The 12,208-nt window shown below is 70.5% G+C and carries 13 protein-coding genes and 2 pseudogenes; 10 read left to right on the plus strand and 5 right to left on the minus strand.

What is annotated here, in order from left to right:
- Positions 1 to 15: 15 nt before the first annotated feature.
- The 5 genes from MET9862_RS29810 to MET9862_RS10850 all read right to left on the minus strand — a co-directional run bounded on the left by MET9862_RS29810 (position 16) and on the right by MET9862_RS10850 (position 2,487).
- The gene (locus MET9862_RS29810) at positions 16 to 237 is read right to left on the minus strand and encodes a heavy-metal-associated domain-containing protein (RefSeq protein WP_043766175.1); all 222 of its coding nucleotides are present in this window, start codon (positions 235 to 237) and stop codon (positions 16 to 18) included.
- Positions 234 to 686, minus strand: coding sequence for a MerR family DNA-binding protein (locus tag MET9862_RS10840; protein WP_009866299.1), 453 nt, complete (start codon positions 684 to 686; stop codon positions 234 to 236). Before MET9862_RS10840 ends, MET9862_RS29810 begins: the two co-directional genes overlap by 4 nt.
- 195 nt (positions 687 to 881) lie before the next feature.
- Positions 882 to 1,391: a type II restriction enzyme NmeDI-related protein gene (locus MET9862_RS30745; protein WP_238231528.1), complete on the minus strand. Its 510-nt coding sequence runs from the start codon at positions 1,389 to 1,391 to the stop codon at positions 882 to 884.
- 100 nt (positions 1,392 to 1,491) lie between these two features.
- The gene (locus tag MET9862_RS30750; protein ID WP_009866593.1) at positions 1,492 to 1,734 is read right to left on the minus strand and encodes a hypothetical protein; all 243 of its coding nucleotides are present in this window, start codon (positions 1,732 to 1,734) and stop codon (positions 1,492 to 1,494) included.
- Positions 1,735 to 2,256: 522 nt separating this feature from the next.
- Positions 2,257 to 2,487: a DUF1289 domain-containing protein gene (locus MET9862_RS10850; RefSeq protein WP_012752952.1), complete on the minus strand. Its 231-nt coding sequence runs from the start codon at positions 2,485 to 2,487 to the stop codon at positions 2,257 to 2,259.
- A gap of 44 nt (positions 2,488 to 2,531) precedes the next feature.
- On the opposite strand from MET9862_RS10850, the gene MET9862_RS10855 reads away from it, so the two are divergent.
- The 10 genes and pseudogenes from MET9862_RS10855 (at position 2,532) to MET9862_RS10905 (ending at position 12,204) form a co-directional block, all read left to right on the plus strand.
- Positions 2,532 to 2,810, plus strand: coding sequence for a metal/formaldehyde-sensitive transcriptional repressor (locus tag MET9862_RS10855; protein ID WP_009866592.1), 279 nt, complete (start codon positions 2,532 to 2,534; stop codon positions 2,808 to 2,810).
- Positions 2,811 to 2,824: 14 nt separating this feature from the next.
- Positions 2,825 to 3,942: pseudogene (locus MET9862_RS30440) on the plus strand (nickel/cobalt efflux transporter).
- 212 nt (positions 3,943 to 4,154) lie between these two features.
- The gene (locus MET9862_RS10865) at positions 4,155 to 4,358 is read left to right on the plus strand and encodes a hypothetical protein (protein ID WP_009865907.1); all 204 of its coding nucleotides are present in this window, start codon (positions 4,155 to 4,157) and stop codon (positions 4,356 to 4,358) included.
- A gap of 528 nt (positions 4,359 to 4,886) precedes the next feature.
- Complete coding sequence (locus MET9862_RS10875) at positions 4,887 to 5,363, plus strand: hypothetical protein (protein ID WP_012752950.1); 477 nt, start codon at positions 4,887 to 4,889, stop codon at positions 5,361 to 5,363.
- Between the two features lie 88 nt (positions 5,364 to 5,451).
- Positions 5,452 to 7,184, plus strand: a pseudogene (locus tag MET9862_RS10880) (efflux RND transporter periplasmic adaptor subunit).
- 11 nt (positions 7,185 to 7,195) lie between these two features.
- Positions 7,196 to 10,345: an efflux RND transporter permease subunit gene (locus tag MET9862_RS10885; protein ID WP_012752947.1), complete on the plus strand. Its 3,150-nt coding sequence runs from the start codon at positions 7,196 to 7,198 to the stop codon at positions 10,343 to 10,345.
- 22 nt (positions 10,346 to 10,367) lie between these two features.
- Positions 10,368 to 10,733, plus strand: a complete 366-nt coding sequence (locus MET9862_RS10890; RefSeq protein ID WP_142583006.1) for a hypothetical protein — start codon at positions 10,368 to 10,370, stop codon at positions 10,731 to 10,733.
- Between the two features lie 25 nt (positions 10,734 to 10,758).
- The gene (gene copM / locus MET9862_RS10895; RefSeq protein ID WP_012752945.1) at positions 10,759 to 11,157 is read left to right on the plus strand and encodes a CopM family metallochaperone; all 399 of its coding nucleotides are present in this window, start codon (positions 10,759 to 10,761) and stop codon (positions 11,155 to 11,157) included.
- Positions 11,158 to 11,336: 179 nt separating this feature from the next.
- Positions 11,337 to 11,669, plus strand: a complete 333-nt coding sequence (locus MET9862_RS10900) for a four-helix bundle copper-binding protein (RefSeq protein WP_009865580.1) — start codon at positions 11,337 to 11,339, stop codon at positions 11,667 to 11,669.
- Positions 11,670 to 11,724: 55 nt separating this feature from the next.
- On the plus strand, positions 11,725 to 12,204 hold the full coding sequence (locus tag MET9862_RS10905) for a DUF305 domain-containing protein (protein WP_009865581.1): 480 nt from the start codon (positions 11,725 to 11,727) through the stop codon (positions 12,202 to 12,204).
- Positions 12,205 to 12,208 lie beyond the last annotated feature (4 nt).

Here is a 12,208-nt window from a genome sequence, read left to right on the forward strand (position 1 = left end):
GTCCAGCCGGCCGGATCAGGCCGAAGTACGGGCCACGACCTGGAAGCCGCGCTTCTCGATCAGCTCGACGAGGCGGTCCTCGCTGGTGGTCGCCGGGTCGTAGAGGGCGCGGACGCGTCCCTCGTCGAAGGAGACGTCGATGCCGCGGACGCCGGGATGAGCCTCCAACAGAGAGCCGACCGAGGCGGAGCAGGCGGCGCACCGCCAGCCTTCGACCTTCAGGGTGACCGTCCTCATGGCGTCTTCCTCTTTCTCGGCGCGCCGCATCGGCACGCCGCCGGTGCCGGCGGTGCCTCGTCGAGGGCTTCCAGGATGGTGCAGCCACCCAGCCCGCCGTGGCCCGGGCACGAGGCGACCACGGCCTCCAGGGCGGCGCGGACGCGCAGGAGTTCGGCGATCCTCGCGTCCACCTCGGCGATCTTGTGCCGGGCCCGGGCCCGCACGTCGCCGCAGTCGGCCTGCGGGTCGGCGCGCAGGGCGAGGAGCTCCTGCGCCTCCTTGAGGGAGAACCCGATCCTCTGGGCCTGCCGGATGAAGCGGATGCGGGCGATCACCTCGGGCGGGTAGGTCCGATAGCCGGCCCCCTTGGCCGGCTGCGCGATCAAGCCCTGGCGCTCGTAGAACCGGATGGTCTCGACGCCGACGCCGGCCTCCCGCGCCGCCTTCCCGATGGTCGGATCCCGCATGTGCTGCCCCGGCATCACCAACGCCCCGTGAGCCTAAGGTCCGTACCGTAGTACGGGGTCAAGGGCGTTTTACGAGGGAAGTCTTTGGGCTCTCGCTCCCGGTTATCCTCCGTGGTTTCCGGAAGGGGCGGCCCATGGGCTCGGTCTGCCGCCGGGCGGCGGCCCGAGATGCCTCAGGGATAGGCTCGCACCGCGTCATCGTGCGATGCGGACGGGGCGGGCAATGGCCTCGCGGGTCCCGCGCAATTCGCTGGAGGGCAGGTAACGCGGGTCGAGGTCGCCCACGCGCGAGAACGCCGGCCCGGCGAACTGGGCGCGCACGTCGTCCCCGCGGTTGTCCCGAGCCACCCGGAAGAAGTTGCGCGCGGTCCCGCCCTCGACGCCGAGGGCGAGGTCGAGCATGCGCACGATGCCGGAATAGATGCTCGTGGTGCGCGCGACCTCGAAGGCCGCCGCGACGTCGCCGCCCGCCTTGCCCAGCCAGAGCACGTCGATGAGTTGCACCGTCTCGGCCGAGCCGCTCGCGGTCAGGCGTTCGGGCAGGCGGTTGAGGCAGCCGCCCGACAGGCGGCCGGGGCCGTAGGGACGGCCGGCGTCGTTCGAGGCGATCCAGACGTCGAAGCCGAGGGCCAGGCCGAGGTCCCGCAGCCAGCCCTGGATCTCGGTGTGGGTGTGGTCCGCCTTGCTCGCGGCCTGCGCCCGCACCCGGTCGAGGTCCGCCCGCCGGCGGGCCAGGGCCGCGGCCCCCGTCGCGCTCGGGCAGCGGCCGGACCCGACGTCGAACAGGAAGCCGGCGACGCCCCCGTCATCGTTCGAGAGGAGCGTCCGGTGGCTGGCGTTGAGGGCGACGATCCCCCGGGCCCATGGCGAGGGACTCGTCCCACTTGCCGAGTGTCGCGTTGGCCCCGGTCAGCGCGTTGTAGCCCTTCACGATGGCCGTGTTGAACGGGCTCACCCAGGTCGGGTGCAGGAAGTAGAGCAGGTTCGCCGCCGCCGGGCCGAGGCTCGTGATCCCCGCCTGGTCGAGCGCTTGGATGGCCGCGAGCACCTGCGCCTCGGCGGTGCCGCGCAGGCAGGCGTCGAGGAAGCGCCCGAAGGCGACCTGGTTGGCGCCGTCCTCGTGGATGTCAGGGATGCGCAGCTTCGGCTTCCAGAGGAAGGCGTGGTCGGCGCCGTGGAAGACCTGGCGCTGCTCTGCGATCGCGTGGGCCCCCGTCTCCAGTCACGAGCCGCGGTAGGCGTTGCCGAAGGTGTCGGCCCGGATCTCCTCGACCACGGCCTGGAGGCGGCGTCGGATCGCGCGGAAGTTCTCGATGCGCTCCTCCCACAGGGACCAGGTCCGGTGGGAGCCGCCCGGGTCGTCGCGCCAGGCCCGGATGCGGTTCCCGATCCAGGCCGCGTCAGGCAGGGAGGGTTCGGTCGGTCCCGGTCTCGTCCATCACCTGCATCGGCGCGGCATACCCGTCCTTCGCATCCGGATGGGAGCGTACCATCCCGCCTTCGGGAACGCTGTCATCGGCAAGGCTCACGCGGGCAGTGTGGTCGGTCGCGTCGAAGGCGGCGCGCTCGGTCAGGGCGCGGCCCCCTCCCCGCTGGCCTGCCGGACTCGGCGCGGCAATTCGCGCGCGAGCGCCGTGCGCCGACAGGGCGTCATCTTACGCCATGCCCTGATCTCCGAACTGGTCCGGCCGCAGCCGACGCACCAGCCCGACCGGCCATCGAACCGGCAGACGCCGGTGCAGGGATCCTTCTCCGTCACGGCACGCCCTCCCTCGCCCGCAACGGGCTTCTCGCTCGACATACATAGGGTAGCCCCCTATATTACGAAGCGAAGGGAGCCGACCCATGTCCCACACCGTCAAGGACAAGACCAAGCTTCTGGCGCGCGTGCGCCGGATCAAGGGGCAGGCCGAGGCCGTCGAGCGCGCCCTGGAGGCGGAGATCGGCTGCACCGACGTGCTGATGCTGGTCGCCTCGATGCGGGGCGCCATCAACGGGCTGACCGCCGAGCTGATGGAGGACCACATCCGCCATCACGTCGTCGACCCCGCTCGCGAGCCCGACCCGGAGCGTGCCAAGGGCGCGGCCGAGCTCATCGAGGTCGTCCGGACCTATCTGAAGTAGGAGGGCGACCCGTCATGGTCCCGTTTCCCGAATTGCTGCAGCAGGGGACCGCGCACGCCTGGCTGTTCGTGCCGAGCGCGATCCTGCTCGGCGCCCTGCACGGCCTGGAGCCCGGCCACTCCAAGACGATGATGGCCGCCTTCATCATCGCGGTCCGCGGCACCGTCCTGCAGGCGGTCCTGCTGGGCTTGGCGGCGACGCTCTCGCACACGGCGGTCGTCTGGGTGATCGCGCTCGGCGGCCAGTACCTGGGGCAGGCGTGGGGCGGCGAGGCGTCCGAGCCGTACTTCCAGCTCGCCTCGGCCGTCCTCATCGTCGGCATCGCGCTCTGGATGGCGTGGCGCACCTGGCGCGAGCAGCACCACGACCACCACCACGACGCCGAGGGCCACGGCATCATGGCCCGCGATGGCGTCTTCCAGCTGGAGGTCATCGAGGACGGCGTGCCGCCGCGCTGGCGCCTGAGCCGGGTCAAGGGCGTGCTGCCCCCGGCCCAGCGCGTCACCCTTGAGACGGTCCGACCCGACGGTGCCCGCCAGGCATTCTCGTTCGCGAGTGGGGGCGACTTCCTGGAGAGCATGGAGGAGATCCCGGAGCCGCATGCCTTCAGGGCACGGCTGCACCTCGATGGGTCCGCCGGGGCGGAGATCCACGAGGTCGCGTTCGAGGAGCACGGCCACGCACACGACCACCTGAACCTGGGCGACGAGGACGACGCACACGCCCGGGCGCACGCCGAGGCCATCCGGCGACGGTTCGGGGGCCGCACCGTGACCACCGGTCAGATCGTGCTGTTCGGCCTGACGGGCGGCCTGATCCCGTGCCCGGCCGCCATCACGGTGCTGCTGCTCTGCATCCAGCTCAAGCAGTTCAGCCTCGGCTTCGCGCTCGTCGTGTGCTTCAGCATCGGGCTGGCGCTCACGATGGTGTCGGCCGGAATCCTGGCCGCGCTCAGCGTGAGGCACGTGGCGAACCGCTGGTCGGGCTTCGACGCCTTCGCCCGGCGGGACCCTACGCCTCCGCGGCTCTGATCGTCCTGGTCGGCCTCTACACGGGCTGGCTCGGCTGGGAGGGCATCCGGCACGGCCACCAGGAGCCTGCGACGACGATTGCCGTGTGGGCGCCGGCCTGACGGGCGCCGCGGCCCTTGACCTTCCCACCAGGGGAAGCCCCATCTGCGTAGGACGCCACCGACGGGAGGGCGTCATGGTCCGCTACAGGGTCGAGAAAATGGGCTGCGGCGGCTGCGCCCGGACCGTCATACACGTCGTGACCGATATCCGATTTTGACGAAACCGTTCGATTCGATTCACAATCGGTCGATTGCGATTCTGGCGAAACACCATGGCAAATCCCGACCGCACCTACTTGGTTTACGCAACGAACACGGACGGCCACGAGGTTTGCGCAGGCGAATACGCGGCCAAGTGCGCAGATCATGCGATCAACCTGGCCAAGGCAGCCGGGTACGGCGGCACCATGGTCGCGCAGCCCTCGCCGGGTCAGCTCGTTCGCGACCATTACCGGAAGGACAAGGGGCGCGGCTGAGACTATCGCTGGACCGGTTCGGCCCCGACCTGGCCAGGCGGCGCGACCGCGCTCATGCGACGCCTCAGCGAACTCGGTGGAAAGCCCGGCTTGCGCGGCTTTCTTCGGGTGGCGCGTCTTTTCGAGGGAAAGCCATCAATTGTGGTTTTCACCTCCTGTCCCGGAAAAGCCTGTTGACCTTCCCACTATGGGAAGCCCCATCTGAGCGGGACGCCACCGAGGGGAGAGCGTCATGGCCCGATACAGGGTCTCGGAACCGGGTTGCGGCTGCGACCAGGCCGTCACGCGCCGTCCTCGGCGTCGAGTCCGGGGCTCGGGTCAATGCCGACCTGCGGGCCAAACGCGTGACGGGTTCGGGCGCCGGCGGCCTCGCCGACCGCATCGCCCAGGCCATCACGGCCGCCGGCTACCCGGCCGAGCCGTTGCCCGCGGCACCTTGAAACGCCGCCGCGGCAACCAAACCTGCACGCCGGCATTCACGTCCCTGACGACATAGTCCCGCCACTGGAAACGGTGTAAGCAGCCCTCATGAGCCCCGACCGGCAAATCGTGCGCCTGATGGCGGCGATGATCCTCGCGATCATCGCCTACGTCGCGCCGTCCGCCGTCCAGGCCCACGAGGGCCACGCGCACCATGGCCGCCACCAAGCCGCGGCGGCATATGTCCAGGCGGCGCCCTCCATCGCTGAGACCACGGTTTCCGCTGCCCCTTCGCGCGTCGTAAAGACGTCGGCGAGGCCCCGGACCGCTGTCGATCTTCAGGCGCCGGCCGTCGAGCCGGTGGCCTCGCTGCGAGCGAATGACGCCGGCGGTAGGTGCTGTCCGGCCGGCTGCAGGGGCTCCTGCTGCGGGACCATGGTCTGTTGCGCGTCGGGCATCATGTCCGGCACGGGGGCCCTGTCACTTCCCGTGGTCCGCACTGCCAAGCTGATCCCGCACGACGTCGCTGGCCGCCCGGGCGTCGGCCCCGAGGCCCTGCCCAAGCCGCCACGAACCCTCGCGTGACGTGAGGCGCGCCTGAGGCGCGCAACGCCCGGACTGCGTCCGCCATCGCGGCGTGCATCCGGACTTCCCGACGCGAGGATACCCATTCATGTCGACCCGTCTTGCCGCCGCCCCCGGGGCGGTGGCGCTGCTTGCCGCCGTCCTGGCGGGGCCCGCGCTCGCCCACGAGGGCATGACCACGGCGCCGCGCCGCCGCCCGTCACCAAGACCATCGCGCCGCGCGGCGAGGCGCTGTCCGACGCCTTCGAGCTCGTCGCCATCCCGCGCGACGGCACCCTGACGCTGTTCCTCGACCGCTTCCGGACGAACGAGCCGGTGCCCGGCGCGACCATCGAGGTCGAGACGCCGGAGGGGGCCAAGATCGCCGCGGCCACGCCCGAGGGCGGCTACGCGCTGCCGGTGCCCTGGCTGGCGAAGCCCGGCCGGCACGAGCTCGTGGCGACCGTCACGGCCGGGGATGCGGTCGACGTGTTGACCGTGGCGGTCACCGTGCCCGATCCCGCCGCGCAGGCAGCCGCAGCGGCCGCCAAGCCGACGCCGACGCAAGCGGCCTTTGGACGCGCCTCCGAGTTCGCCCACGGCCTCCGGGAGCGCCTGACGGCCAAGGACCCGACGCTGGTGGCGGCGGTCGCCGTCGCGTTCCTGCTCGGCATGCTCGTCACCGCGGTCGTTCGCGGGCGCCGAGGCGCCCCCGCCCTGGCGCTGCTCGCCATCGGCATCACCCTCATCCTCGGCACCGCCGCCTTCGCGCACGGCGACGAGGACCACGGCGAGCCGATGCGGGGGGCCGCCCTGATCGAGGCGCGGGCCCCCGGCTCGGCTGACCTCGCCCAGCGCCTGCCCGACGGCTCCGTGTTCGTGCCCAAGCCCACGCAACGGCTCCTCGTCCTGCGAACGACCATGACCGAGCAGGGCAGCTTCCACCGCTCGGTCGAGCTGCCGGGCCGCATCATCCCGGACCCGAACGCCAGCGGCGTGGTGCAGTCCTCGGTCGGTGGCCGGCTCGCGCCACCGCCCTCCGGCCTCTTCCCACGCCTCGGCACCAAGGTGCGCAGGGGCGACGTGCTCGCGACCGTGACGCCGCCGGTCCAGGCCGTCGACGTCTCCGACATGCGCCAGCGGCAGGGCGAGCTCGACCAGCAGGTCGCCATCGTCGAGCGCCGGGTCGAGCGCTATAAAAAACTCGCCACCACCGGCGCCGTGGCCCAGACCCAGCTCGACGACGCGGTCGCGGAGCTGAACGGCCTGCACGACCGCCGCGCCGCCCTCGACAAGATCCGGCAGCAGCCCGAAACCTTGGTGGCGCCCGTCGACGGCGTGGTGGCGCAGGCCGCGGCCGTGGCCGGGCAGATGGCCGCGCCCGGCGCGATGGTGTTCCAGATCGTCGACCCGAACCGCCTCTGGGTCGAGGCCCTCAGCTTCGACGCGCTGACCGCGGCGCAGAACGCCACCGCCCGGCTCGCGGATGGCCGGACCCTCAAGCTCGCCTACCAGGGCACGGGGCTCGCCGACCGCAACCAGGCTATCCCGGTGCAGTTCGCGGTCCTCGGCGACGCCGCCGGCCTGCGCGTCGGGCAGTTCGTCACGGTGCTGGCCGGGACCGAGACCGAGCAGGCCGGCCTGGCGCTGCCGCGCTCGGCCGTGGTGCGCACCGGCAACGGGCAGGACGTCGTCTACGAGCACACCACCGCCGAGCGCTTCGAGGCGCGGCCCGTGCGGGTCGAGCCGCTCGACGGCGCCCGCCTGCTGGTGGCCGAGGGGATCGGACCCGGCAAGCGGGTGGTGACCCAGGGCGCCGAGCTCCTCGACCAGGTCCGCTGAGGAGGCCGGCCATGTTCACCGTCCTCGTCAGCCAGTCGGTCCGCAACCGCCTGCTCGTCCTCGCGCTCGCCGCGGTGCTGGTGCTGTACGGCGCCTTCACCGCCACCAAGCTGCCGGTCGACGTCTTCCCGGACCTCAACAAGCCCACCGTCACCGTCATGACCGAGGCGGAAGGGTACGCGCCTCAGGAGGTCGAGCAGCTCGTCACCTATCCCATCGAGACCCGGATGAACGGGTTGCCGGGTGTCACCCGCGTGCGCTCGGTCTCGGGGGTCGGGCTCTCGATCACCTACGTCGAGTTCGACTGGGGCACCGACATCTACCGCAATCGCCAGCAGGTTGCCGAGCGGCTGTCGCTGGTGCAGGACCAGCTGCCCCGCGGCGTGACCCCGGTCATGGGGCCGATCTCGTCCATCATGGGCCAGATCCTGCTGGTGGCGGTGACGGGCGAGACCGCGACCCCGATGCAGGTGCGCGAGGTCGCCGACTTCACCATCCGGCCCCGGCTGCTGACCATCCCGGGCGTGGCGCAGGTCATCCCCATCGGGGGCGAGGTGCGCCAGTTCCGGGTCAGCCCAAACCCGGCGGCGATGCGCGCGCTCGGGGTGACGAACGCCCAGCTGGAGACGGCGCTCGCGCAGTTCGGCACCAACGCCGGCGGCGGCTTCACCGACCAGAACGCCCGCGAGTACCTGATCCGGAACATCGGCCGGACCATGAGCCTCGACGACCTGCGCAACCTCGTGGTCGCCACGGTCGCCGACGCCCCGGTCTACCTGCGCCAACTCGCCGAGGTGTCCTTCGCCGCGAAGGTGAAGCGGGGCGATGCCGGCTACATGGCCAAGCCCGCGGTCATCGTCTCGGTCGAGAAGCAGCCCGACGTCGACACGGTGCGGCTGACCCGCAGCATCGAGACCGCCCTGAAGGAACTCAACCCGACCCTGCCCGGCGGCATCAAGGCCGACCAGGTCTTGTTCCGGCAGGCCGACTTCATCGAGACTTCGATCCGCAACGTCGAGCGCGTCCTCGTCGAGGCCGTGCTGGTGGTGGCCCTGGTGCTGTTCGCCTTCCTCTTGAACGTGCGCACCACCGCGATCTCGCTGCTGGCCATCCCGGTTTCGGTGCTGACGACCGCTCTGGTGTTCCACCTGTTCGGCCTGTCCATCAACACGATGACGCTCGGGGGGCTCGCCATCGCCATCGGCGAGCTCGTCGACGACGCCGTCGTGGACGTCGAGAACATCTACCGACGGCTCGGCGAGAATCGGAAGGCGGGCAACCCTAGGAGCACCTTCGAGGTGGTGGTCTCGGCCTCGAACGAGGTCCGCTCCGGCATCGTCTACGCGACGCTGATCATCATCCTGGTCTTCGTGCCGCTGTTCGCGCTCTCAGGCATCGAGGGCCGGCTCTTCGCGCCCCTGGGGCAGGCCTACATCATCTCCATCCTGGCGAGCCTGCTCACCTCCATCACCCTGACGCCCGTGCTGGCGTCCTGGCTGCTGCCGGGGCTCCGGAACCTGGAGGAGCACGACAGCCGCTTGCTGAAGCTGCTCAAGCGCGGCAACGCCGCCCTGCTGCGGGTGGCTTTCCGGCATAAGGGCCTGCTGGTCGGCACCGTCGCGGCCGCGGTGGCCGCCGCCGGCATCGCCGCCTGGAACTTGCCGCGCGCCTTCCTGCCGCCGTTCAACGAGGGCTCGTTCACGGTCAGCATGACCTTCAACCCGGGCATCTCGCTCGCCGAGAGCAACCGGGTCGGGCTGATCGCGGAAAAACTGCTCCTGGAGATTCCGGGCGTGAAGGCGGTCGGCCGCCGGACCGGCCGGGCCGAGCTCGACGAACACGCCGAGGGGGTGCATTCCTCCGAGATCGACGTCGCCCTGGACGATGGGCTGAAGCGTCCGAAGCAGGCGCTCGTCGCCGACATCCGCGGGCGCCTCGGTGCCCTGCCGGTGGCGGTCAACGTCGGCCAGCCGATCTCGCACCGGCTCGACCACATGCTCTCGGGCGTCCGCGCTGAGATCGCGCTCAAGGTGTTCGGCGACGACCTCGACGCCCTGCGCCGGGTGGCGAACGGCCTGAGGGACCGCCTCGCCAAGATCCCGGGGCTCGCCGACCTGCAGGTCGAGCGGCAGGTCCGCATCCCGCAGCTGGAGGTGCGCGTCGACTACACCCGGGCGGCCCTCTACGGGGTCCAGCCCGCCGCGGTCGTCGAGCAGATCAGCCGCCTCTCGAACGGGCGGGTGGTCTCGACGGTCGTCGACGGCGTGCGCCGCTTCGACGTGGTGCTGCGCCTGTCGGAGAACCGGCGGACGACGGCTGGCCTCGGTGACCTGCTGCTGGAGACGCCCTCGGGCTGGGTGCCGGCGCGCCAGGTCGCGGACATCCGCGAGACGGACGGGCCGAACCAGATCCTGCGCGAGAACGCCCGCCGCCGCATCGTGGTCCAGGCCAACACCACGGCCGAGAGCGACATGGCCACGATCGTGGCGGCGATCCGCGAGGCGGTGGCCCAGGAGCCGATGCCGCCCGGCTTCTTCACCAGCCTGGAGGGCACCTTCCAGGCGCAGGAGGAGGCGAGCCGGACCATCGCGGCGCTCTCCGGCCTGTCCTTGGCGCTGGTCTTCGCCATCCTCTACAGCCGCTACCGCTCGGCCGCGCTGGCGCTCATCATCATGGGCAACGTGCCGCTCGCCCTGATCGGCTCGGTGGCGGCCCTGTGGCTGGTCGGGCAGCCGCTCTCGGTCGCGTCGATGATCGGCTTCATCACGCTGACCGGCATCGCGGCCCGCAACGGCATCCTCAAGATCAGCCACTACCTGAACCTGTCGCTGCACGAGGGCGTGCCGTTCGGGCCCGAACTCGTCGTGCGCGGCAGTCTGGAACGGCTGACCCCGGTGCTGATGACGGCGCTCTCGGCCGGCGTGGCGCTGTTGCCGCTGCTCTACGACGCGGCGAGCCCGGGCAAGGAGATCCTGCACCCGGTCGCGGTGACGATCTTCGGCGGCCTGATCAGCGCGACGTTGCTCGACACCTTCCTGACCCCCGTCCTGTTCCTGCGCTTCGGCCGCAGGCCGCTTGAGCGGCTGCGTGCGCTGCACGCCGAGGCGCCGGCCTACCCATCCCCGGACGGCGCGCCCCCGCGGCCGGCCGAGGCCTACTGACCCCGCAACCGAGGAGTTCCCCATGATCCTTTCGAGAGTGACCCTGGCCGCCGGCCTGCTCGCCGCGACCGCCGCCTACGCCCACGAGACCACCGGCCAGCACGGCGGCCGGGTGGCGGACGCGGGCAAGTTCCACGTCGAGCTCGTCACCAAAGGCGAGACCGTCGACGTGTTCCTGTTGGACGAGGGCCAGAAGCCGGTCCCGACCTCCGGCTTCAAGGGCACGGCCATCCTCGTCGTCGGCGGCAAGCCGACCCGCGTCCCCCTGGAGCCCGCCGACGGCAACCGCCTGTCCGGCAGGGCCGCGGTCGCCCTCGGCGAAAGCCCCAAGGGGGCCGTGCAACTCACTGGTCCCGACGGCGCGACCGCCAGCGGCAAGTTCAACTGACCCCTCGCACCAGGAAGCCTCCTCGATGAAGACCCTGACCTCGACCCTCGCCGCCGGAGCCCTGGCCCTCGGCCTCTCGGGCATCGCCTTAGCGCACGAGGCCCACGACCATGCCAGCCATGGCGGTCACGACCACGCCGCCATGGCTGCCGCGGACAAAGCGGACACGCCGGCCACGAAGGCGTTCCGGGACGTCGATGCCGAGATGCACCGGAACATGGACATCCGCTACTCGAACGACGTCGACGTCGATTTCGTGCGCGGCATGATTCCCCACCACAAGGGCGCCGTCGGGATGGCCAAGGTCGCCCTCCAGCATTCCAAGGACCCCGAGATCCGGAAGCTGGCTGAGGAGATCATCAAGGCTCAGGACGTTGAGATCGCCCAGATGGAGGCCTTCCTCAGGAAGCGCGGCACCAACTGAGCGGTCGCGTCCGCGCGCAGGCGGCCCTCCCGAATACGTGATGCTTCAGAGTATTTATTTCAGAACGCATCTGTATCCCGTGAGTTCTATATTAGGGTAATGACGGTCTGACTTATCTGATACTGAGTCAGCATTCCAGTCGTGCCGCAAACCTTGCGATGGATAGACGGAGAACCTGAATGCACCAGATGTCGAGCGAGATGCAGTCCTGCATCGACGAGTGCCTACGCTGCTACCAGACCTGCCTCAGCATGGCCTCGAACCACTGCCTCCCGGCCGGCGGCAAGCACGTCGAGCCCGAACACTTCCGGCTGATGCTCGCCTGCGCCGAAATCTGCCGGACCTCGGCGCACTTCATGCTGTTGGGGACCGCACACCACAAGCATACCTGCGCCGAGTGCGCCGACGTCTGCGAGGACTGCGCCCGCAGCTGCGAGCAGGTCGGCGACATGCAGCAATGCGTCGAGCAGTGCCGCCGCTGCGCCGAGAGCTGCCGGAAGATGGCCGCCTGATGGATCCGGGGCGGCCGACCGGGCCGCTCCTCACCCCCAACGAGAGAAGGCAATCATGCTTGTTCGTACCCTGATTCTCGCCGCGGCCCTGGCGCTCCCGGGCGCCGGGATGGCTCTCGCGGCCGACCACGACCATGGCTCGATGCAGTCCGCCGTGAAGCTGCCGGAGGCCTGCAAGGCGGCCACCGCCGGCAAGGACGCCATGATGAAGGACATGCAGGGGCACATGTCCCAGGCCATGCAGGGCATGGGCGGCCAGATGACCGAGACCCAGAAGGGTCTCCAGCAGGCCATGATGTCGATGAACGGCCCGATGATGCAGGGGATGATGGCGGGCGACCCCGACGTCGCCTGGATCTGCGCGATGATCCCGCACCACCAAGGCGCCATCGACATGGCCCGCGCCGGGCTGAAGGGCGCCGACAACGCCGAGAGCAAGCGCCTCGCCGAAAAGACAATCGAGGAGCAGGAGAAGAGCATCAAGGAGCTCGTCGCCTGGCTCGACAAGAACGCCAAGACGGAAGGCAACCAGTAAGCCG

The sequence above is a fragment of the Methylobacterium symbioticum genome (genome assembly GCF_902141845.1).
Taxonomy (GTDB): Bacteria; Pseudomonadota; Alphaproteobacteria; order Rhizobiales; family Beijerinckiaceae; genus Methylobacterium; species Methylobacterium symbioticum.